Origin of the sequence: Streptomyces sp. NBC_00400, assembly GCF_036048035.1 — a bacterium.
Taxonomy (GTDB): Bacteria; Actinomycetota; Actinomycetes; order Streptomycetales; family Streptomycetaceae; genus Streptomyces.
Genome location: NZ_CP107940.1, coordinates 526,959 through 548,127, shown reverse-complemented (window position 1 = coordinate 548,127; position 21,169 = coordinate 526,959). Strand labels below are relative to the sequence as shown.

The following is a 21,169-nucleotide window of genomic DNA, read 5'->3' as shown; positions in this document are numbered from 1 at the left end:
GTCTTCTCAGTGGCGCGTGTGGTGCGTGACGATGCCGGCTGCCATCCGGCCGCAGTTGGAGCCGGAAACGTTGACGCTGACCGACTCGATCGTGCCGCCCCAGTCCACGCAGATGCCCTTCGCGGGCAGGTAGACGGGACCGGCGTACGAGGTGTACTTCCCCTCGTCGTAAACCCAGCCGGAACTGCCGTCGCTGGCCGAGAGATACGTGTACATGTACACCGGCTTACCCGGGCTGTTCCGCACCGTCACCACACAGTTCTTTCCGGTCTTTGCGCTGTACGTCAGGTACACGGTCCCCTTTCCGGTGACCGGTACGGAATTCACTACGCTGTAGCCGCTTCCGCAGGCTCCGTTGTAGGCGGCGGCCTTTGTTGCGGCGGATGCGGTGGTGGCCGCTGTCATCGTGGCGATACTCGCCACGGCCAGTACCGCGGATCCTGCGATGGCACGTGAACGCTTCATCTGAATTACCCCCGTTGGGTGAGTGCGTCGCGTGGTCTTTTCGCAGTGTTGGACAACGGCCGGCCGCGGATGGTTGCACCGCGGAAGGGAATTCACCGCTGTTCGAACCCGGTTGTCCAAAAACCGTACACGGGCGGTTCGCGGCGGACGCGGGCGCACAACGGCCGGTCCCCGGCGCCGCATGAGGCGCCGGGGACCGGCCGGGAGCGTGGGGGCGGGGCGGTGTCAGCTGCCCTTCGCGAGGACCTTGAGGCGGGTGTACGTACCGTTGAAGCGGTTGCGGTCGCCGACCGAGTGGCCCGAGGAGGTGTGCTGCCAGATGCTGTGGTACTCCCAGCCGCGCGGCAGCGAGCCGACGGACGAGCCGTAGCGCGGGATCCACAGCGGATTCGTCCTGCCGAACTTGCCGGAGTTGCCGGTGCAGCGCTTCCACCAGTTGGTGGAGGTGTAGATGACCGGGTAGCGGCCGGTCTCCTCCCGGTAGGTCTGCACGAAGTCGCGGATCCAGTGGACCATCGACTTGTGGCTCTTGCCGTAGCAGGTCGCGCCGTAGGGGTTGTACTCCATGTCGAGCGCGCCGGGCAGCGTCCTGCCGTCCCTGGACCAGTCGCCGCCGTGGTCGGCGAAGTACTCCGCCTGGGAACTGCCGCTGGAGTGGTCGGGCAGCGCGAAGTGGTACGCGCCGTGGATCATGCCGGATGAGTACGAGCCCCGGTACTGCTGCGCGAAGTACGGGTTCGTGTAGCTGGTCCCCTCGCTGGCCTTGACATACGCGAAACGCACCCCGGACTTGCGCAGCGACTTCCAGCCGACCCTGCCGTTGTGGCTGGAGACGTCGACGCCGGACACGGCCCTTCTGGACGACGCCTGCGGCTCCAGACCACCTGCCCGGACGCTGCTGCCCTCGTGGGCCGCGATGGTGGAACCCATCCAGTCCTGTTCGGGGTGGGCGGGTCTCTTCTCGGAGTCCGACGCCGTGGCGGAGCCGGGCAGCGCGAGGGGCAGAGCGAGCACGGAGAGAAGAGAGACGAGAGTTCCGGCCGCAAGAGGGACTGTACGGCGGGCCGGACCGGATCTGCGCAAGGGCATCGCATGCCTCCGAAGGCCTTCGGTTGAGTCAGGTTCGGCAGCTTTTGAGCAGAATCCTGCCGATAAGAGACTTATACGCAGAACTGCCTGACGCCATGGCCCAACAGGCCGTCGGTCCGCCCACCGGCCCCACATCTCACCCGTCCGGCGGTCAGGAACGGATGGCCGCGCCTCTGGCCCGGCCCCTGTATCGCACGACAGAGCGAAGCGGGCCCCGGCACCGCCGGGACCCGCTCCACCGCGCAGCGGCGAACGCGCCATTCCGCCGCTTCGCAAGCTGCCTTATGCAGAGCCTGTCGGCTCGCTTGTGCACTCCGTCACACCCGTGGCCTCATCAGGCTGGACCGGCCGGGAGGGCCGGCGACGGCTGGTCGGCTCCGTCGGCTCAGTAGGCCGAGTTGACGTTGTCGATCGAGCCGTACTTGTCGGCCGCGTAGTTGGCCGCGGCGGTGATGTTGGCGATCGGGTCGGTGAGCTTCTTGGGCGTACCGGACACGTGGTAGCTGTCGAAGGTGGGCTGGATCACCTGCAGCAGGCCCTTGGAGGGCGTGCCGTTGACGGCATTGACGTCCCAGCCGTTGACGGCATTGGGGTTACCGGCGGACTCCCGCATGATGTTGCGGTGCAGGCCCTCGTAGGAGCCGGGGATGCCCTTGGCCTTCATGATGTCCAGGGACTGGCGGATCCAGCCGTCCAGGTTGTTCGAGTAGTTCTTGACGTCGGTGCGCTCGGCGGAGCGGCTGGCGGCCTGCTGAGTGCTGTGCTGCTCGGCGACGTCGGCGACCTTGGTGTGGCCCGCGACCGAGGCGGTCACGGCACGGCCGGTCTTTGCGTCGTCGGCCTTGCCGGGCTGTCCCTTCGCATCGACGGGCTTGACCGCGGCCGGGGCGTGCGCGGACGCCGCCTGGGCGGTGTCCGGAGCCGAGGTCATGGCCAGGCCCGAGGTGGCACCCGCGGCGGCCAGGACGGCCACGGCGATCTTGTGGGTGCGGGTGATGCGGGTAATGCGGGGCAGGGTGAAGCTAGGCATGCAGATTGACCTCTTCCAGGTACTGGGGACGGGGAGGCGGCCTTTTGGCGGCGCGTTCCGCACCGGAGGTCTTTGCTGCGATCGCCGTGGGGCGTAAGTCGCAAGCTCGCTCTCAGTGCGTCGGAATCCATGGTTAACGCCGGTCCCGAATCGAGGCAATGTTGCTCGGTACTACTCATCTTCGTGAGGTAAACCCGGATACCTGAAGTGATAAGCGTTTCTGGCGGCGTTGGCCCGGAATGGCCGCATGGAAATCAACTAGGCAAGCTCGTATGTGACGTACGTCGCGTGCCCCGAGTCACCTGAGAGGGCCTTCAAAGGCCGCTCGACCGGTCCGTATAAGTTGCCTGGCTCACACCGGAATTACCGGTCTCCGGCGCCTTTTTACGCGCGGACGGCAGCAGATTTATCCCGGCAACTGCCCGGTGCGGCGGCCCGGGAATCTCCAAATGTGGTGAGGCGCACGGCGTCCGGGGCCCAATAGGGCGTCGATTGTGCGCTGATTCACGAGCGGGTCGGGGCCCTGCTTCAGGGAGGTGCGGCACGGGGAAGGGCGCATGCGGATGGGCCGTTGGTGAGTCCTCGGTACGGCGATACGGCGGTGCTGCTGGTCCGTTCGCAGCAGCCCCCGGAGCTGTCGCATGACTGTGGGCCCCCGGCTCCCCGAAGGTGGCACCGCACACAGCCATCACTCCTCGTAGGGACGTGCTCATGCTCCGTCGTCTTGCCGTCGTTCTCACCGGTCTTCTCGTCTCGGGCTTCCTCGCGACGGGCGTCGCCGCCGCGGCCCCGGCCGACAGCCACGACCAGCGCGGCTGGTACCGCGACCACCCGCTCACACCCAGAGAGCGGGCGGGACTTCGCCTCGCCGGTCACATCCTCGACACCGTCTTCGGCGGCGGTACGGTGCGACGCGACCGCTTCTGACGCGCGGCGCCGGGCCCGGCGTCCGGTACCCGGCACCGGCACGGGAGCCGGCGCCCGGCACCCGCACCGGACGGCGGCGGCCAGGGCCACGGCGATGCCCACGGCAAGGGCCGCGGCGATGGCAGGCGCCGCGGCGACCGCAACGGCAACGGCAGTGGCCCCACCCGCGAGATGCGGGCAGGGCCACTGCCGTTGCCATGCCTGGCGCCGCACTGCGGCGCCCGTATCAGTCTGCTCCGACCGTCCTCACGGTCGCGTCGCTCCGGCTCAGTAGGCCGAGTTGACGTTGTCGATCGAGCCGTACCGGTGGGCCGCGTAGTTGGCGGCGGCGGTGATGTTGGCGATCGGGTCGGTGAGCTTCTTGGGCGTGCCCGACACGTGGTAGGTGTCGAAGGTGGGCTGGATCACCTGCAGCAGGCCCTTGGAGGGCACGCCGTTGATGGCGTTGATGTCCCAGTCGTTGACGGCGTTGGGGTTGCCGCTGGACTCCCGCATGATGTTGCGGTGCAGGCCCTCGTAGGAGCCGGGGATGCCCTTGGCCTTCATGATGTCGAGCGACTCGCGGATCCAGCCGTCGAGGTTGTTCGCGAAGCGCTTGGGGGCGGCCTTCGGCGCTGCCTTGGGGGCCGACTTGGGCGCGGCTATGACCTTGCGCTCGACGGACCGGTTGGCGGCCTGCTGGGCGGTGTGACCCTGCTTCTCGACCGCGGTGACCTTCAGGCCGGCGGTGACGGACGAGGCGAGCTGCCGGCCCTTCGTGCCGTCGTCGGCGCGGTCCTTCGCGGTGAGCGGAAGGCCGTTGGCGCTGACGGGCTTGACCGCGGATGTGGCGTGGGCGGCGGTGGTCTCGGCGTTGCTCGGTGCCGCGGTGAACGCCAGCGCCGCGGCGCCGCTCGCGGTGGCCACCAGCGCCGCGGAAATCTTGTGGGCGCGGGTGATGCGGACAGGGCGGGACAGGGTGAAATTGGGCATGGGGGTTCTGACCTCTTCCAGGGCTTGATGGCGGGGGAGGCGGCCTTCGGTTGGCGCGTGAGACCGAGGGTCATTGGCCGCGTTCGCCGCTCTGGCTGAGATCGCAGGCTCGTTCTCGGTGCTACGCCGAACATGCTGAGCCAGCGCCCTGGATGGAGGCAAAGGTGCCTTGTACTACCTATCTTCGTGAGATGCAGTGAGATGTCCGTTGTAAATGCGGTGTTTCGCGCTCAGGGCCGGGAAAGGCACCGACTAGGTGTGCTCGTACGTGACGTACGTCGCGTGCTGGGCATCACCCTGGACCGGCGCCCAAGGCTCCTTCGCGGCACCGCAGAGTTGCCTGGCTCACATGCAAAAGCGGCCCGGCCGGCAGGGATGAAGGGCAATTCCGAAAGGCCGCCGACGGGGCGCCGACGGGGTATTGCGGAGTGGGCCTTCATGGCATCGCGCCTGCACGGCATCGCGCCCCCCAGGGCCTTCCTGGGGGGCGCGGGAATGCGGCGGCGCCGGCCGGACCGCGGACTGTCGGTCCGTGTCAGTTCTCCAGCAGCCGGGCTGCAAGATGCTCGATGCGGTCGTGCCACGCCTGCAGCGCGGCATCCGCGTCGGCGCCCGGCGGGCCGGTCTGGACGAGGACGAGCCGGGCGCCATGACCGGTGCCCCGGCCCAGCTCCCACCGGACCGTGCCTTCCGGATCGTGGCGGTAGGCGAGCACCGAAGGGGCCCGTACCTCGGTGACGGGCCCGGCCGGCGCCTCCCGGGAGGTGAAGCCGGCCGGTGCGGGCGCACCCTCCACGGGTTCGTCTCCCGAGGTCAGCGCCGCCCAGACCGCCTCTGCGGGCCGCACCAGCTGGCGCTCGAAGCGGATCCGCCGGCCGTTCGGGGTGTCCTCGACCACCCCCTGGCCGAGGTCGAACTGCTCGACATACGCCTCGTGCAGCTCTCCGGTATCGCGCGGCACGGACGTCGGCGCGCCGTCGAGCAGCTGCGAGAGCGCGGTGAGGCACAGATGCCAGCCGGAGGCGAAGCTCGCGCCGCCGAACCGGTCGCCGAAGGTGTGCACCAAGGTCAGCAGCGAGCCGTCGCCGTCCGGAGCGATCTCCCAGCGCAGGTGGTCCTCTCCCCAGGTGAAGGCGAACAGCCGGGGCTCCTCGGCGTCGGTGACCGTACCGGTCATGGCGACACCGGTCACACCGGGCATGGAGAAGGTCATCGCTCCGCCGGGCCGGAGCTCCACGGTGACCTCGGAGGGGAACCACCGGCCGAGGTGCGCCGGGTCGGTGATCGCCGACCAGACCTTCGCGGGCGGATGGGCGAGCCTGCGCTCCATGCGCAGCGCATTGCGGCCGTCGGCGGTGGTGAGGCTGTCGGAGTGCGGGTTCATCGGGGGTCGTCCTCCATGGCGTCGAGATGCCGTTCCAGGGCGTCAAGGGACCCGGTCCACAGATGCCGGTAGTGCGCGAGCCAGGCGTCCAGCTCCGCCAGGGGTTCGGGCCGGAGCTCGTACCAGCGGCGCTGGGCGTCCTGCCGGACGTGGACCAGGCCGGCCTCGCGCAGCACCCGCAGATGCTTGGAGGTGCCGGGCTGGCTCAGTCCGAGCTGCTGCGTGAGCTCCCCGACCAGTCGTGGGCGCTCCAGGAGCAGGTCGAGGATCTTGCGCCGGCTCGGCTCCGCAAGTACGTCGAACGGTAGGGGCATGGCTCCATCATGCCGCCCTGGCTATATAACTGCAAGGGAATGCTATCGCGGGCGAAGGACCGCCGGATCACGCACACGCCGGACCGGCCGCCGGCGCCTCCTCGCGCTCGCGCGCCACCGGTGCGAGACACGGTGCCGAGCTCAGCGGCCCGTCGGTGAAGAACCTGGCGGCCAAGTCCGCGACGTCCTGCGGGCGTTCGAGCACCACCCAGTGATCGGCGTCCGGAATCGTCAGAAAGCGGCTGCCAGGGATGGTGGACGCGAAGTGCCGTTGCCGGGCCGGCGAGGTCACCGTGTCGTGCTCCCCGCTGAAGACGAGCGTGGGGATACCGGTCAGGCCGGCGGAGAAGTCCGGACGGTCCGAGATTCCGCGGCGCAGCGAGTCGACGGCGTGCCGCGAGTTCCGGGCCGCATGCAGCATCGAGCGCCGGACGTAACGGTACGCCAGCTTCCGGTGGGCGACGTGCCGCCGGTCGTCGAGGCACATCAGCCCCTCGGTGACCAGGGTGGCGAAGGCCTCGGTGTCGCCCTGCGCGAGGTGGTCGGAGGCCCGTCGCCACAGCTCCTTCTGTGCCTCGCTGATGTGCGCCGGCACCCCGCCCAGGGCGAGCCGTGCGATCCGCCCGGGGAACCGCCGGGCGCACCCGTAGGCCAGGCCCGCCCCGTAGGAGAAGCCGAAGAGATTGATCCGCGGGACGTCCAGATCGTCGATGATGCCCTCGATCGCCGCGCACACGACATCGATGCTCGGCCCCGGGGGAAGCGGGTCGGCGCTCCCCATCCCCGGCAGGTCGGCGGTCACCACATCCGCCAGTGGCCCCACATGATCTTCCATCTGCGGCCAGCCGAACATCCCTTGCAGCGCGCCGCCCAGCACCAGCACGGGTTCGGTGATCCGCTCCGGCTGCCGCAGGCGCCGGTAGGAGTAGGACACCCCGTCCACCGACAAGGAGCGGATCATTTCCTCGGACATGTGAGATTCCTTCTCGAAGCACCGGCGGGCGGGAACGGACGCGCCGACGCGGCGCGCCGGGGCGGCCTCGGGCCTGTCGTCGCGACGGGACTGTGAAGACGGGCCCTAGCGGGTCAGCACCAGTGCGGCGTTGTGCCCGCCGAAGCCGAGTGACGTCTTGACCGCACAGTCGAATGCCGCCTGCCGGGCCTCCTTGTGCACGATGTCGACCGGGATCCGCGGATCCAGCATCTCGAGGTTGGCGGTCGGCGGCACCAGCTGCTGCTCCAGGGCGAGCACGGTGAGCGCGGCCTCGATCCCGCCCGCGGCGCCGAGTGCGTGCCCGGTCATCGCCTTGGTCGAGGTGACCAGGGGGTGATCGCCGAGAACCCGCTGCAGTACGGCGGCCTCGATGTGGTCGTTGGCGACCGTCGAGGTGCCGTGCGCATTGACGTGGCCGACATCGCCGGCCTGCACCCCGGCGTCCGCCAGCGCGGTGCGCAGTGCCCGCTCGATCCCCTTGCCCTCGGGGTCGGGGGCCACCGCCGCGTAGGCATCGCTGGACGCGCCGTAGCCGCGGATGTGGGCCCGCACGGGGGCGTGGCGGGCCCTGGCGTGCTCCGGCCGCTCCAGTACGAGCAGCCCGGCGCCCTCGCCGACCACGAAGCCGTCCCGGCCCGCGTCGAAGGGGCGGCACGCGGTGGCCGGATCGTCCCGGCGGGTGGAGACCGCCTTCATCTGGCAGGCGCTGGCGATCAGCAGCCGGGAGAGGACCGACTCCGCGCCGCCGGCGAGGGCGATATCGCAGACCCCGGCGCGCAGCAGCTGGTGCGCGGTGCCCAGGGCGACGGTCCCGGAGGAGCAGGCCGTGGCCACGCCCAGGCTGGGGCCGTGGGCGCCGATGTCCATACAGACGCTGCTGGCGGCGCTGTTGACGACTGTCAGCGGGGCGAGTTTGGGGGAGACCCGCCGGGCGCCGCGCCCGGCCATGGCGACATGCTGCTGGTCGTAGAACGGCAGCCCGCCGTGTGCGGAGCCGATGACCACCGCGACCCGGCTGCTGTCCCAGGATTCCGGGTCGAGCCCGGCATCGAGGACGGCCTCCCGGGCGGCGATCACCGCGAGCTGCGCGAAGCGGTCCATCAGCCGCTGGGTGGCCACCCCGAGTAGTTCCGTGGTGTCCAGACCCGCGATGGTGTACATGAAGTCGCAGGGCAGATCGGCGAGTTCTTCCTGGTGGGTCACGCCGCCGGGCACGGTTTCCTGGGTGACGGCATGCCAGGTGGCCTTCGCCCCCACCCCTGCCGCGGTCACCAGTCCCAGCCCTGTCACGGCCGCGGCGAACGGCTCCTGGCGGGCCGTCATGCCGGAACTTTGCCGTCGACGGCCGCCACCAGCTGGCCCACGGTGTTCCGCGGGGTCAGCGACACCTCGTCGAGGTCGATGTCCAGCCGTTCCTCGATCAGGACGCGGAGCTCTTCCAGCGCCAGGGAGTCGAGGCGCAGGCCGCGCAGCAAGGATTCATCGGTGATGTCGGCCGGGGAGACCCCGAATCGTTGGACCAGCAAGGTGTTGACAACTTCTGCCGCGTTCACGTGGCGCTCCTCCGCTTGTCGTAGGCGATGCTGCCAACCGCGTCGTGGGCGGGATTTCACCGGCGGCTCCGGCTGGTTTGACCCCTCTTTATACGCCTTTGTCCCGATGACTCCCCAACCTTGGTAGCTCAATGGGGTGATGAGCGCACCGGCAGGGGCGGGGCATTGGCGCCCCGCCTTGCGGGCGCCGCGGAAAGCACCTACGTACGTAACGCCGCGGACCGGCGGGAGGTACGGGCCCGGGGCCGGCGGACTCCGGGATCCTCCGGGGTCAGGCCTCGTCCAGGGCGCTGGTCACCCTTCCCAACAAGCCCTGGAGCGTGCGGAGTTCTTCGATCGTGAGGCCCGTGGCGGCCAGCATCCTGCGGGGGACGGGCAGGGCCGCCTCGCGCAGGTCGTCGCCGGCGGGTGTCAGGTGGATGGTGACCGAGCGCTCGTCCTCGGTGCTCCGTTCGCGGCGCACCAGACCGGCCGATTCCAGGCGCTTGAGGAGCGGGGAGAGGGTGCCGGAGTCCAGTCGGAGCTGTTCGCCGATGGCCTTGACAGGCTGGGCGCCGTGCTCCCAGAGAACCAGCATGACCAGGTACTGGGGGTAGGTCAGACCCAGGTCCTTCAGGGCGTCGCGGTAGACGCTGCCGAACGCCCGCGAGGCGGCGTGCAGCGAGAAGCAGACCTGGTGGTCGAGGCGGAGCAGTTCGGCGTCGGGTACCGGGGGCCTGGTGGCGGAGGTCATGGGGCCAGGTTAGCTCGCCGCGGCATTTAGTTGTGCGCAATCTAGTTGCGCACAATTTAAATGTGTGTCACTGTGATGCCCATCGGGCGGCCGGGAAGTGGCCGCCCGCCACCGAAGGGGAACTGTGATGGACGCGCTGTACACCGCTGTCGCCACCGCCAACGGCCGCGAAGGCCGGGCGGTCAGCTCCGACGGCCGGATCGACCTGGCCCTGTCCATGCCTGTGGCCCTCGGCGGCAACGGCGCCGGCACCAACCCGGAGCAGCTCTTCGCCGCCGGCTACGCGGCCTGCTTCGCCAGCGCGATGGGCAACGTCGGCCGCCAGATGAAGCTCGACACCAAGGACGTCTCGGTCACCGCCGAGGTCTCCCTCGGCAAGGACGACACCGGCTTCGGCCTGGCCGTCGTCATGCGGGTGGAGCTGCCGGACGCCCTCGCGGGCGAGACCGGGCGGCAGCTGGTCGAGGCGACGCACCAGTACTGCCCGTACTCCAAGGCCACCCGCGGCAACATCGACGTCGAGCTGGTCATCGAGTAGGCGACGCGGAGCCGGTCATCGAGCAGGTGGCCGGCTCGACGTGCCGAGCCGGGGCGGCGCGCCGCCCCGGCGGCGGCGTGCTCAGGCGTCCTCGGCCGCGTACACCCGGCGCCCTCCGACGAAGGTCTGCAGCACGCGGGTCGCGGCGATCTCCTCGGCGGCCCCGTCGAAGGGGTCACGGTCGAGGACGACCAGATCGGCCAGCTTTCCCGGCTGGATGGTGCCGGTGTCGTCGAGGTGATTGGCGTAGGCGCTGCCGGCCGTGTACGCGGCGAGAGCAGAACCCAGGTCGATGCGCTGCTCGGGGAGGAAGACCGGTGCCGAGGCCGGGGCGTCGGGCTCCCGGCGGTTGACCGCGACATGCAGGGCGGCGATCGGGTCGGGGGAGCTGACCGGCCAGTCGCTGCCCGCCGCAAGGGTGGCGCCCGAGCGCAGCAGGTCCCCGAACGGATACTGCCAGGCGGCCCGTTGGGCCCCCAGGAAGGGGATGGTCAGTTCGTCCATCTGCGGCTCGTGGGCCGCCCAGAGCGCCTGGATGTTCGCGGTGGCGCCGAGCCGGCGAAAGCGCGGGACGTCGTCGGGGTGGACCACCTGGAGATGCGCGAGGTGCGGCCTGGTGTCACGCCGGCCGTTCGTCCGCCGGGCCGCCTCGACGGCGTCCAGCGCCTCGCGCACGGCCCGGTCGCCCAGGGCGTGGAAGTGCACCTGGAAGCCTTCCGCGTCCAGCAGGGTGACGTAGGCCCGCAGGTCCTCGGGGTCGATGAACGAGATACCGCTGTTGTCGGAGGTGCAGCCGCAGGCGGTGAGGTAGGGGCTGAGCATGGCGGCCGTGTGGTTCTCGGCGATGCCGTCCTGCATGATCTTGACGCTGGTCGCCCGGAGCCGTCCGCCCGTCAACTCCTCCCGGCGGGCGATGAGTTCAGGGATCTGCTCGGCGCCACGGGCCCGGTCCCACCACAGTGCCCCCCTGACCCGTGCCGTGAGCTTGCCGTCGCGCCGGGCGGCCGCATAAGCGGGGATGGGATCGGCCCCTCCAGGAGCGCGGCCCAGCATCGCGTCCTGCCACGCGGTCACCCCGTATCCGTGGAGGAGGCGCTGTGCCCTGAGCAGCCCGGCGGTCTGCTCGGCGAGTGTCGTTTCCGGGATCAGATCGCCCACCAGCTCCATGGCGCCCTCCTGCAGCATGCCGGTCGGGTGGCCGTCCGCGTCCCGCTCGATGCGCCCGTCGGCCGGGTCCGGCGTACGGGAGGTGATCCCGGCGCGTTCCAGGGCGCGGGAGTTGGCCCAGCCACCGTGGTGATCGCGGTTGACGAGGAACACCGGCCGGTCCGGGACGAGGGCGTCCAGGAACTCCCGGGTCGGCATGCCGCCGGGGAAGGCCTCCATGGACCAGCCGCCGCCGGTGATCCACGCCGCCTCCGGATGCGTCGCCGCGTACGCGCTGATCAGCTCGCGGTACGCCTCGGCGGTGACGGCCGCGCTCAGATCACACAGCGCCAACTCCAGCCCGCCGCCGACCGGATGGACATGTGCGTCCTGGAAGCCGGGGATGAGCAGCTTGCCGTGCAGATCGACGACTTCCGTGGCCGGCCCGATCAGGTCGCGGACCTCCGCGTCGTGCCCGACGGCGATGATGCGGTCCTCGCGGACCGCCACCGCACTCGCCCGGGTGCGCGCGGCGTCGACGGTGTGCACGGGGCCGGAGAGGAAGACGAGGTCGGCGGGGCCGTCATCGGTGGCGCCGCGGGCGGCGGTGTCCGCGGTGGGCTCGGGGTCCACGGTGGTGCTGAGATCCATGGGGGGTGTCGCTCCAGATGCGTCGGGTGTTCGGGTGTTCTGCGCGGAGATCAATCGGGGGCGTAGCAGGTGTCGTAGCGGGTTTCGTGGTTGTGGCGGTGCCGTAAGGGGCCGAGGCGGGCGGGTGGAGGGAGGGCGGTCCGGGCGGGGCGGTCAGCCCTCCGACGGGTGGGGGAGCACGGCGGCGTCCGCGTCCATCGGCAGGCTGATCGCGTCGCCGTCCGTCCCCCGGCCGGTACGGAAGTACGGGGCGCGGCGCACCCACTTGGCCCAGGCGGCGGTGCCCAGGCCCAGCGCGATGAACAGCGCGGGCAGCAGCAGCATGAACCAGCCGTTGTCCGGGCTCGCCTCGAAGTGGTCACTCATGGTCGCGTAGTCCCAGACGAGGTAGATGCCGAGCCCGAACAGCGTCAGCGCGCTCACCGCCGGGACGACCACATCGCGCAGCGCGCGCACCACTCCGTCGCGCAGGCTCGCGCGGAAGCGCACCGCGCAGGCGAGTGCGGTGAGCCCGTAGTAGAGGGCCACGGTCAGGCCTATCGAGTTCACGGCGGTCAGGATCATGTCGTTGAGCCGCGGGATGCCGACCGCGAGCACGGCGAGCAGCGCGGCGAGAGCCATGATCAGCAGGGTGCCCACGGCGGGGGAGCCGTAGCGGGGGTGCAGCCGCTGCCACACCGGGCCGAGTGTGCGGTCGCGGGCCATGGCCAGCGTGCCGCGGGCGGTGGGGATGACGCTCGACTGGAGAGAGGCGAAGGCCGAGCACATCAGGGCGGCCAGGGGCAGCGAGGCCCAGGGTTCCGGCGCCAGTGCGCTGCCGAGGAAGGTGAGCGCCTGCGGCCCGTTGTGGATGAGCTCGTCCGTGCTCAGCACCCGCTGGAAGGCGAGCGCACCGATGAGGAACAGCCCCAGCATCGCCACCAGTGCGATCAGTCCGCCGCGGGCCGCGTCGGTGGAGCTGCGGGTCTCCTCGTTGACGCTGAACGCGGCGTCCCAGCCCCAATAGAAGAACACCGCCAGCACCATCCCCTGGGCCAGCGCCTGGGGCGAGGAGATCTCGAACGGGTTGAGCCAGGAGAGCGAGAACGGCTGGTCACCGGTGGCGAGAGCGTAGCCGCAGAAGACCAGCAGGACCGTGTACTCGAAGATCAGCAGCCACATCTGCAGCCGGGTCGCGGCGCGCACCCCCGTGATCGCGGTGACCGTGACGATGACCAGCGCGATCAGCCCGACGGCGGTGCTGATGCCGGTCGAGGCCGGATCCAGGCGGAGCCCTCCGATGCTGCGCAGGCCCAGCTTGTTGAGGAACTGCAGGACGACGGAGCCGGTCACCGCACCCGTGTACGCCATGAAGATCACGTTTCCGACCAGCACCACCCACCCGGTCAGGAATCCGGGCCAGGGGCCGATGGACCGGCCCACCCAGGTGTAGCCGCTGCCGCAGTTCGGCTCGGTGCGGTTGAGCCGGGCGTACGACAGCGCGATCCCGAGGATGGGCACGAAGGCGAGCAGCAACAGGGCGGGCGTCTGCCGTCCCGTATACGCGGCCAGGGTGCCCATACCGATGCCGATGCTGGTGGTCGCGGCGGTGCTCGACGCGGCGATCGCCACCCCGTCCTTCACCCCCAGCGAGCGGCGCATTCTCGCCGGGCCGGGGTCCTGCTGCACTGCGGAAGGCATGGCACTCACTCCTTGGGCTGCGGGCCGGACCGGTCTCGGACGGGCCAGGGTGACGCGGAGGTGCGGGGTGGGGCGGCGGGGCAGGACGGCGCGGGCCGGGCCCGGGGTTGCGGGCCGGCTGCGTCGTACGGAAGGGGGTGGTGCGGGATACGGCACCGCGGTGATCCGTGTATGTCCGCCGATGAAACAGGCCGTTGATCCTTGTGTCAACGGTGTTGACGTAACCTGGTGGTTAACTGGCCCGAGAGGGCCCGGGGGGCCGGGGCGGAGCGATGCGGAGGGGTTCGGCGTGGTGGAGAGCGAGCGCGTCCCGGTCGAGCGCAAGCGGCGCCGGCCGACCAGTTCAGGCGTGGTCCTGTCGGCCGATCTCATCGTCGACGCCGCCTGCGAACTGATCGACGCCCAGGGCGCGCAGGCCTTCACCGTGCGCAAACTCGGTGCGGCGCTCGGCGCCGATCCGTCCGCCGTCTACCGCTACTTCCGCAACACCGAGGATCTGCTGCTGGCGCTGGCCGACCGCCTCATCGGGGAGTCCATGACCGGCTTCGCGCCCAGCGGCGACTGGGCCGCCGACCTGCGCGACTTCGGTCTGCGGGCCTACCGCTCCGCACTGCGCCACCCGCAGATCGCGGTGTTCAGCACCGTCCGGGTCACGGGCCGGCCCCATGAGCAGCACGCGGTCGACACGGGTATCGGTCTGCTGCTCCAGGCCGGTTTCGACGAGGCCGGCGCGGTCCGCCACTACCACGCACTCGTCGACACCGCCCTGGGTCACGCGGCACTGGACGCCGGCGTACTGCGGCTGGCTCCCGCTCAGCGCGTGGCGGACGAGCAGGCCTGGCGGGACGGGTACGCCGGTCTGCCTGCGGAGGAGTTCCCCAGCCTGCACCGCGTCCGGGATCACCTTCCGCTGATGGCGGGCTCGGCGGTCGAGCCCGCGCTCGATCTGCTCATTGCGGCCCTGCGGCGAGAGGCCGGGCAGCGGGAGGAGGGGTGACGGGGCGGCGGGGTGACGGAGCGACGGGGGCGATCCGGGCATTTCGCTCACCCGGGTGCAAACATGAGGCATGCCCCTTCCATGGCGGACGTCGCTGCACGGACGACGGGAGCTGAGCCACGTCCTGGTGCTGATCCCGGTCGGGCTCATCGCGGCCGTCTGTGTGATCGATGTTCTCGCGCCGCCCGACATCCATCTGGGGCCACTCCTCGTCGCGGCTCCGGCGATCACCGCGGCGTTCGCCGGGCCCCGCCTGACAGCCGCGATCGGTGCGCTGGCGGTAGCCACCCAGGTGTTCATCGGTATCGCGCGCCAGGTGCTGTTCACCGCGAATCTGCAGGCCCAGATCGCCGCACTGGTGGTCGTGTCCGGTCTGGTCGTGCTCTTCACCGTCGTACGGGACCGCAACGAGCGCCGGCTCACCCAGAGCCGTTCGGTGGCCGCGGTCGCCCAGCAGGTGCTGCTCCGGCCGCTGCCCGCGCGCAGTGGTGCCCTGGAGATCGCCTCGTTCTACCTGGCCGCCGAGGAGGAGGCGGAGATGGGCGGCGATCTGTTCGCGGCGGCGCGCACCACCAGCAGCACCCGGCTGATCATCGGCGACGTCCGGGGCAAGGGGCTGCCCGCCTACGGTGACGCCGCCCTCCTCCTCGGTGCCTTCCGGGCAGCCGCCCACCGGCAGGCCACCCTGCCCAGGCTGGCCGTCCACCTCGACGGCGCCGTCCGCTGGGACAGCAGCCAGTGGTACGAGGCGCCGGGCGCCGACACCGGGGCGGAGCCGGCGCCCCCACCGGACCCCGGCAAGAACGACGGCCTCCTTCCCGTCGCCCCGGCTCCCGGCCCGGACTCCGTCGCCGACAGCGAGGAGACCTTCGCGACCGCCGTACTGCTGGACCTCCCCGACCGCTGGCCCGTGCTGCGCATCATCAACTGCGGTCACCCGCCCCCGCTGTTGCTGCGCGAGGGGCACGCCCCCCTCCCCTTGTACGGCGAGCGGACCGCCTTGCCGATCGGTCTCGGTGGCCTGGCCGGCGCCCCGGACTACGAGGTCGAGACCTTCCCCTTCGCGCCAGGAGATCTGCTGCTGCTCTACACGGACGGGGTGACCGAGGCCCGCGACGACGAGGGCGCCTTCTACCCCCTCGCCGAGCGTGCCGGCGCTTGGGGCGACGGCAGTCCACAGCAGGTTCTGCGTCGGCTGCGCGCGGACCTGCTGGCCCACACGAACGGCAGGCTCGGTGACGACGCCGCCGCGGTCGCGGTACGGCGCCTGCCTGTCCGGCCACCGTCCTCCGCCGGGGGCGCCGACGCTCCCTGAGGCGGCCCGCACTCCTGCAGCGGAGCGGCCGTACATACTCCCCTCCCGCAGGGAGGATCCGGCACCACAGGGATGAATTACGTCACGCCTCGGATTCCCCTTGAATTCCTCGCAAAATCCGGCATACCGCATGCAACGTCTCGCCAGAGGATTGATTTGCTCCCGGTATATCCGCTTTTACCTCATCACGTTGAGCTACCGACCCTGCACTCCAGGGGGCTCCGGTCCGGTGTGCTCCGCCTGACGCTTCCTCAGTGCCGCCCGGCTTGATAGACACGTCCGCATCATCCGCACGTGGTACAGGACGCGCACCATGAACGACGGCAACACCTCTGACCACCAGATATTCGAGCTCGACCTCGCCGCTCACGAAGCCCGGCGGCGGACCGAAATCCTCGCGGCGCTGGGTGACACCTGGGACCCCATCGCGGTGGTGGAGGGTGAGGACGAGGCGTACCGGCTCCTCTACTCGGGCCTGGACGCGGAGCAGCAGGCCACCTACGACATGCTGATCGCCGCCGAGGTACTGCCGGGCCCCGGGCAGGGCTGAGCATGCTGCCGCTCGACCCGACCGCCGACATCGGCCGCCGCGCCTGGGTCCCCTGCCCCCGCTGCCAGGACCACCAGGACTGCGGCACCTGCCGCGACGGCCGCACCTGCGGTGACCACTGGCGCTACCTTCTGTCGAACAAGGGCAGCGTCCTGCACCTGCAGTGCCCCAACTGCAGCCACCTGTGGGCCTGGCAGTCGGGCTTCGGAGCGGGCGGCCGCACCGACGGCTGACGCCCGCCGGACCGCCGTCGGGCGCCTATCGCTCCCGCGCACCGCTCCCTGCCGTCGGAGAGTGCTACCTCAGCCGGATCTTCAGCGCTGTCCCAAAGACTCCCTCGCCTCCCCGTACGCCGTCTCGCATGCCTCCTCGGCGGGTACGGCACGATCCGGCTGCACTCCGACGCCCTCCCAGTTGGTGCCCGTGACGGCGTTGATGGTCCGGGCCGTCGGCACGGTGACCGTGATGTGCTCCGTCACCGGATGGCGGGCGGTGGGGTGTGCACCGCCTCTCGTCGTCTCGCCGACCACCTCGGCGCGCCCGTGGGCCTGCAGGGTGTACGCGACGTCCTCGCCGCCCGAGAAGGTGGACGCGCTGGTGAGCACGTACACCGGACGATCGAGATAGCGGGGCGCGGGCAGATACGGGAGCGTCCAGTACTGCCGGGTGGAGTCGGTGGAGCGCACGTAGAAGTCGTTGAGATGCACCTCATCGTCGGGGAAGAAATAGCTGCACCACATCGCGGCGCCCGAGGGTGAGCCGCCCCGGCACTTCCGCAGATCGAGAAGGAGGGCATGGCTGCGAAGACATAGCCCGCCACGATGTGGTCGAGGGCACTGCTGATGATCTCTGTGTTGCCGGGTGCTGCCACGGAACCTCGATTCGGGTCGGTTGCGCCGAGGGCGCCGGTACGGGCGGCCTTCGCGCTGCGATGCGGTGCAGCAGGCGTCGGCCGGCGGTAGCGTGCGGCCATGGAGCTGCATGCGCGATCGCTTTGGCTGTTGTCCGAGCCGCTGCATGCGGTCTGCTACTTCGATGACAGGTGCCGCCGCCTGGGCAAGGATCTCGGCCTCAAGGGCTTCTGGATGGGCTATTTCGCCTCGCGTACGGCGCCCATGGGAGCTGTGGAGCCCGCGGCGGCCACGGCCGTACTCGGGGTGTTCGCCCCGGGGATGGTGGCCCGTGCGCTGCCCGCGGCCTGGAGCGTCGTCAGCCCGGCACACGTCCTTGACGAGCGCGGCCGTCGCGCGGCCCATGCGCTGCGCGCGATCGACCCCGGGCTGGAGCGCACCGCAGCCGCAGTGCTGCCCCCGCTCCAGACGATCGTCGACGAGGCACCGGCCCTCGCCCGCCCCCTGTTCGCCGCCAACCGTACACTGTGCGACCACGCCGACCCTGTCGAGCGCCTGTGGCAACTGGTCACCTCCGTGCGGGAGTTCAGGGGCGACGCCCATCTCGCGGTGCTCGCCGACGAAGGGCTCGACGGCTGCGAGGCACTGGTCCTGGCCGTCGCCTCGGGGCGCGTCCCCCGGGACACCATGCGGCAGGACCGCGGCAGGACCGCGGCAGGACCGCGGCAGGACCGCGGCTGGAGCGAGGAGGAGTGGGCGGAAGCGGCGGACCGGCTGCGCGCCCGTGGCCTCGTGGACGCACGGGGCGACGCGACCGAACACGGCCGGCAGGAACGCGAGCGCATCGAGGCGGCGACCGACCGGCTGGCCGGACGGCTGCTGCACCCGCTGCCCGAGGCGGAGACCGAGGGGTTGCTGCATACGCTCGAACCCCTGGTCCGGCGCCTCCTGGCCGCGGATGTCCTGCCTTTCCCCAACCCGATCGGCCTGCCGCACCTCGACGAGCCCGCACCGCCGAGACGAAGCGAGCGGAGCGAGTGAAGTGCACCGGACACCGCAAGGCCCGCCCTACGGGCGAACGACGGGACCGTGAAGACAGCCCCTAGCCCAGGCGCTTTCCGGCTTCCTTGAGCTTCTGCTCCAGATCCACCGTGTCGGAGGAGGGCGGCGCCTGGACCCTGACCGGCTTGTTGACGTCGAAGAACCGTATGGTCACGTCCAGCGGGCCCTGGGCCGCCTGCGCACGCTCACGGAACTTCACGGTGCGGTCGCCGGGGCCGACCCACATGTCGAGCGTCAGCTTGCTCACCCCGAGCTGCTGATACTGCTCGATCACCTTCTTGCGGCGCTCGGCATCCAGCGCGCTCTTGGCGCCCTGCTTGTTCATCAGATCCGCCACCTCGACCACACCGGCGTAGTGCGACGTCCGCACCCCGTCGACGGTCTCCTCGCCGACCTTCTTGACGTCGTCGGACTGGGGGAGCAAGGACGCCTGCGCCGCCGGGTCCTGGTCTGCCTGCTGCTGCATCCCCCCGAGGGCGCCGGGCCCCTTGTCCTGCATGGCGAACTTGATCCAGTGCTTGCCGCCCAACGCGGCCGTCGCCTTCCCGTCCCCGCCGAGATACACCGCGTCCCCGACGAGCCGCACCGAGAACTCGCCCTCCTCCTTGCCCCCGGAGGCCTTCATCCGCATGTCGATGGCGCGCGGGCGCATGCTGAACGACACCTTGCCGTCGACCGTCCCCTGCCCCGGAACCCTGCCGGAGAGCCGGTACGAGACGGAGTTGAGCCTGGCCCCCTTGTCGACGGCCTTTTGTACCGCGGCGACCGGCGTGGCGTTGATGCTCCCCGACGCGGCCGTGTGGTCGCCCGACGCCGTGCAGGCCGCCGTGCCGCACAGCACGGCTCCGGTGAGCAGCGCCCCAAAGACGCGGGACGAGATACGGGAGAAATGAGTCATGGCCCCCCCATGAGCACATGGAACGATGAAAATGTCATCGATCATGACAATAGCTCATGGCGCCGACAATCCGCGTTGAGTATGTACGCAAGCGTGTGACCAGGGAATATGACATCCCGACCAGGTCGGGGGCGATCGCGGGCCGCGCACCGGGGTGATTGTCATCTGGTGGTTCGATGAGTGCTTTGGGGTGCTTTGCTGGGCCGGGTCGGGACACCTCTGACCAAGAGCCGTTGAATGGGTATGGATCCTAGAGAGTTGTGGGACCGCAACGCCGTGCTGGCAGAAGCGTTTTGTCTGGGCGATGAGCGGGTGCGCGAGGCGCAGGCCCGACTTGACGAGGCGCAGGCGGACCGGTCACGGGTTTTGGCGGCATTTGCGGTAACGGTGGGCAGCACCGGCGCGGTGGCCGGTCTGTTCGGTTTGAACGAGCGGGAAGTACGGATCGCCCGGCGCACGGTGGGCAAGGACGATGCCCGTGCCGTCGCCGAGGAGCTGCTGGCGGCCGCCACCCCCGCCGCGCCACCGCGGGAACCGGAAGAGGCCTCACCGGCGCCCGATCCCGCCGCCGAATATTCCCACCAGAACCCGATTGCCGGAACGCGTCCCACCGGCCTGCCCCGCGAAGGTGCCGGCGGCACGGGGACAGCGGAACAGACCTGGTCCCCGGCGATGGACGCGGTCCTCATCGGCAGTTGGCAGACCGGGGTGGATTTGCGCGAACTCGCCGCCGAATTCGGGATCGATCTCACCCGCCTGGTCACCCGGGCCCAACAACTCTCCGCCCAGGGGCGGTTCTACCCGGGCCCCGCGGAGAGCCATGCGGGCCGCCACCGGCGCGGCCCCGGCGATGTGCACGAGTCCGAATACACCATCCCCGCACAGCAGACGAACTCCTGGAACGCCGCGCCCTCGGGGCACCAGATGGCGTCCGCCTGGCACACCGGCACGATGCCGCCCGCGGAGTCCGTCCCGGACATGGCCGCCCTGGCCTCGGAATGGGACAACGCTCTCGCCCCGTGGGGGACCCTCGCGCCCTCCCACGAGGATCCCGCACCGGCTCATCAGCCCTGGGCCCAATACCACCTCAGTTCCTGACACCACACGATGCCCTTGCGATGCGTACCCACCCTGCCCGGCAGGCCGGCACCGGCCCGGCCGAGGGCGACGCGTCCCCGCCGGGGTTCCTGACCGGGGACGAAGAGAGACAGCGAGAGACGGAGAGAAGGGAACGGGCCGTAGGCATGCGACGGAGGGCGCGCGGGTGGGTGCGCTCGACGGGAAGGTCGCGCTGGTGGCCGGTGCCACGCGAGGTGCCGGACGCGCGATCGTTGTCTCCAGCGGCCAACTCGCCCCGCTGTACGGGTTCACCGACACCGACGGCACCCAGCCCGACTGCTGGCGCTACGTCGTGGAGGTCCAGGACCGGGGCCTTGCCGCCGATGACACCGGCTATCGCTGACGGCTGCCAATCATGAGCCATCGCCGGGCGAAACGTAGCCCTCCGTGACCCTCTTGCTACTTGTCGAATCCGGGCGGGCCCGCGACAGTGTGGAGAGTGGTGCGGTCAGCCGACTGCAAGCAGTCAAGGGGGTCTTGTGAGGCACATGCGACAGGAGAAGGTCCGGCCGGTGGCCACTGCACGGCGGCGATCGGCGACGGTCGGGGCGGCCCTCGCCGCAGTCGGTGCGCTGGGGCTGGCGACCGCAGCACCGGCGAGCGCCGAGGTCAAGTCCACCTGCGGCACCTACATCTGCGTGGCCACGGCCTACCAGGGGCGCGACTACGTCCAGGACATCACCGTCACGACGCGGGACGGACTGCCGGGGACCTTGCGCGCCTTCGTGGGCGATTACGGGAACCGCAAGGCCAACGTGTCGCGGTGGCGGTTCGTCGTCAACCGGGAGATCAGGGCGTATCCGCGACTGGCCGTCTGCGGCGGTCTGGATCGCAGTGGCAGGGTCATCGAGAACCACTGTGTGCTGATCCCCTGATCCCCTGGGCATCTGATCCTCTGAGC

The 21,169-nt window shown here is 70.4% G+C and carries 24 protein-coding genes; 10 read left to right on the top strand and 14 right to left on the bottom strand.

Annotated features, from left to right (window positions below):
* Positions 1 to 6: 6 nt before the first annotated feature.
* From OHS81_RS02560 to OHS81_RS02550, 3 genes are all read right to left on the bottom strand, one after another.
* Positions 7 to 465, bottom strand: a complete 459-nt coding sequence (locus tag OHS81_RS02560; protein WP_328382019.1) for a spore-associated protein A — start codon at positions 463 to 465, stop codon at positions 7 to 9.
* A 225-nt stretch (positions 466 to 690) separates the two neighbouring features.
* Entirely contained in the window at positions 691 to 1,554 is an 864-nt protein-coding gene (locus tag OHS81_RS02555) for a lysozyme (RefSeq protein ID WP_328382017.1), read from the bottom strand.
* A gap of 385 nt (positions 1,555 to 1,939) precedes the next feature.
* Positions 1,940 to 2,584 (bottom strand): transglycosylase SLT domain-containing protein, encoded by a 645-nt coding sequence (locus OHS81_RS02550; RefSeq protein ID WP_328382015.1) that lies wholly within the window; start codon positions 2,582 to 2,584, stop codon positions 1,940 to 1,942.
* Positions 2,585 to 3,295: 711 nt separating this feature from the next.
* Here OHS81_RS02550 and OHS81_RS02545 point away from each other — a divergent pair.
* Positions 3,296 to 3,511: a hypothetical protein gene (locus OHS81_RS02545; RefSeq protein ID WP_328382013.1), complete on the top strand. Its 216-nt coding sequence runs from the start codon at positions 3,296 to 3,298 to the stop codon at positions 3,509 to 3,511.
* Positions 3,512 to 3,778: 267 nt separating this feature from the next.
* On the opposite strand, the gene OHS81_RS02540 is transcribed toward OHS81_RS02545, so the two are convergent.
* From OHS81_RS02540 to OHS81_RS02510, 7 genes are all read right to left on the bottom strand, one after another.
* Positions 3,779 to 4,483, bottom strand: a complete 705-nt coding sequence (locus OHS81_RS02540) for a transglycosylase SLT domain-containing protein (protein WP_328382011.1) — start codon at positions 4,481 to 4,483, stop codon at positions 3,779 to 3,781.
* Between the two features lie 535 nt (positions 4,484 to 5,018).
* Positions 5,019 to 5,867 carry an SRPBCC family protein gene (locus OHS81_RS02535; protein ID WP_328382009.1) on the bottom strand — a complete coding sequence of 283 codons (849 nt, stop codon included), beginning with the start codon at positions 5,865 to 5,867 and terminating at the stop codon, positions 5,019 to 5,021.
* Positions 5,864 to 6,181 (bottom strand): ArsR/SmtB family transcription factor, encoded by a 318-nt coding sequence (locus OHS81_RS02530; RefSeq protein WP_328382008.1) that lies wholly within the window; start codon positions 6,179 to 6,181, stop codon positions 5,864 to 5,866. Before OHS81_RS02530 ends, OHS81_RS02535 begins: the two co-directional genes overlap by 4 nt.
* A 67-nt stretch (positions 6,182 to 6,248) precedes the next feature.
* The gene (locus OHS81_RS02525; protein WP_328382007.1) at positions 6,249 to 7,154 is read right to left on the bottom strand and encodes an alpha/beta fold hydrolase; all 906 of its coding nucleotides are present in this window, start codon (positions 7,152 to 7,154) and stop codon (positions 6,249 to 6,251) included.
* A gap of 105 nt (positions 7,155 to 7,259) precedes the next feature.
* Positions 7,260 to 8,498 carry a beta-ketoacyl-[acyl-carrier-protein] synthase family protein gene (locus tag OHS81_RS02520; RefSeq protein WP_328382006.1) on the bottom strand — a complete coding sequence of 413 codons (1,239 nt, stop codon included), beginning with the start codon at positions 8,496 to 8,498 and terminating at the stop codon, positions 7,260 to 7,262.
* On the bottom strand, positions 8,495 to 8,728 hold the full coding sequence (locus OHS81_RS02515) for an acyl carrier protein (RefSeq protein ID WP_129297794.1): 234 nt from the start codon (positions 8,726 to 8,728) through the stop codon (positions 8,495 to 8,497). The genes OHS81_RS02520 and OHS81_RS02515 overlap by 4 nt, the downstream gene beginning before the upstream one ends.
* Positions 8,729 to 8,999: 271 nt before the next feature.
* Complete coding sequence (locus OHS81_RS02510; protein WP_328382002.1) at positions 9,000 to 9,461, bottom strand: MarR family winged helix-turn-helix transcriptional regulator; 462 nt, start codon at positions 9,459 to 9,461, stop codon at positions 9,000 to 9,002.
* Between the two features lie 127 nt (positions 9,462 to 9,588).
* On the opposite strand from OHS81_RS02510, the gene OHS81_RS02505 reads away from it, so the two are divergent.
* Positions 9,589 to 9,999 carry an organic hydroperoxide resistance protein gene (locus tag OHS81_RS02505; protein ID WP_328382000.1) on the top strand — a complete coding sequence of 137 codons (411 nt, stop codon included), beginning with the start codon at positions 9,589 to 9,591 and terminating at the stop codon, positions 9,997 to 9,999.
* 81 nt (positions 10,000 to 10,080) lie between these two features.
* Here the strand turns inward: OHS81_RS02505 and OHS81_RS02500 are convergent, their stop codons facing one another.
* Positions 10,081 to 11,796, bottom strand: a complete 1,716-nt coding sequence (locus OHS81_RS02500; protein WP_328381998.1) for an amidohydrolase — start codon at positions 11,794 to 11,796, stop codon at positions 10,081 to 10,083.
* 153 nt (positions 11,797 to 11,949) lie between these two features.
* Positions 11,950 to 13,476, bottom strand: a complete 1,527-nt coding sequence (locus OHS81_RS02495; RefSeq protein WP_328381996.1) for an APC family permease — start codon at positions 13,474 to 13,476, stop codon at positions 11,950 to 11,952.
* 289 nt (positions 13,477 to 13,765) lie between these two features.
* Between OHS81_RS02495 and OHS81_RS02490 the strand changes: the two genes are divergently transcribed.
* From OHS81_RS02490 to OHS81_RS02475, 4 genes are all read left to right on the top strand, one after another.
* Positions 13,766 to 14,473 carry a TetR/AcrR family transcriptional regulator gene (locus OHS81_RS02490; protein ID WP_328381994.1) on the top strand — a complete coding sequence of 236 codons (708 nt, stop codon included), beginning with the start codon at positions 13,766 to 13,768 and terminating at the stop codon, positions 14,471 to 14,473.
* A 70-nt stretch (positions 14,474 to 14,543) separates the two neighbouring features.
* Complete coding sequence (locus OHS81_RS02485) at positions 14,544 to 15,788, top strand: PP2C family protein-serine/threonine phosphatase (RefSeq protein WP_328381993.1); 1,245 nt, start codon at positions 14,544 to 14,546, stop codon at positions 15,786 to 15,788.
* A gap of 313 nt (positions 15,789 to 16,101) precedes the next feature.
* On the top strand, positions 16,102 to 16,338 hold the full coding sequence (locus tag OHS81_RS02480; RefSeq protein WP_328381992.1) for a DUF6400 family protein: 237 nt from the start codon (positions 16,102 to 16,104) through the stop codon (positions 16,336 to 16,338).
* Positions 16,339 to 16,340: 2 nt separating this feature from the next.
* On the top strand, positions 16,341 to 16,571 hold the full coding sequence (locus tag OHS81_RS02475; RefSeq protein WP_328381990.1) for a hypothetical protein: 231 nt from the start codon (positions 16,341 to 16,343) through the stop codon (positions 16,569 to 16,571).
* A gap of 81 nt (positions 16,572 to 16,652) precedes the next feature.
* On the opposite strand, the gene OHS81_RS37320 is transcribed toward OHS81_RS02475, so the two are convergent.
* Positions 16,653 to 17,321 (bottom strand): S41 family peptidase, encoded by a 669-nt coding sequence (locus tag OHS81_RS37320; RefSeq protein ID WP_443058641.1) that lies wholly within the window; start codon positions 17,319 to 17,321, stop codon positions 16,653 to 16,655.
* Here OHS81_RS37320 and OHS81_RS02465 point away from each other — a divergent pair.
* A complete protein-coding gene (locus tag OHS81_RS02465; RefSeq protein WP_328381986.1) occupies positions 17,310 to 18,230 on the top strand; it encodes an SCO6745 family protein in 921 nt (306 codons plus the stop codon). The genes OHS81_RS37320 and OHS81_RS02465 overlap by 12 nt on opposite strands.
* A gap of 61 nt (positions 18,231 to 18,291) precedes the next feature.
* Here OHS81_RS02465 and OHS81_RS02460 read toward each other — a convergent pair whose 3' ends face one another.
* Positions 18,292 to 19,149, bottom strand: coding sequence for a hypothetical protein (locus OHS81_RS02460; RefSeq protein WP_328381984.1), 858 nt, complete (start codon positions 19,147 to 19,149; stop codon positions 18,292 to 18,294).
* A gap of 243 nt (positions 19,150 to 19,392) precedes the next feature.
* Between OHS81_RS02460 and OHS81_RS02455 the strand changes: the two genes are divergently transcribed.
* The 3 genes from OHS81_RS02455 to OHS81_RS02445 all read left to right on the top strand — a co-directional run bounded on the left by OHS81_RS02455 (position 19,393) and on the right by OHS81_RS02445 (position 21,143).
* Positions 19,393 to 20,247 carry a hypothetical protein gene (locus OHS81_RS02455; protein WP_328381982.1) on the top strand — a complete coding sequence of 285 codons (855 nt, stop codon included), beginning with the start codon at positions 19,393 to 19,395 and terminating at the stop codon, positions 20,245 to 20,247.
* 166 nt (positions 20,248 to 20,413) lie between these two features.
* The gene (locus OHS81_RS02450; RefSeq protein WP_443058640.1) at positions 20,414 to 20,611 is read left to right on the top strand and encodes a hypothetical protein; all 198 of its coding nucleotides are present in this window, start codon (positions 20,414 to 20,416) and stop codon (positions 20,609 to 20,611) included.
* 145 nt (positions 20,612 to 20,756) lie between these two features.
* A complete protein-coding gene (locus OHS81_RS02445) occupies positions 20,757 to 21,143 on the top strand; it encodes a hypothetical protein (protein ID WP_328390855.1) in 387 nt (128 codons plus the stop codon).
* The last annotated feature ends 26 nt before the right edge of the window (positions 21,144 to 21,169 follow it).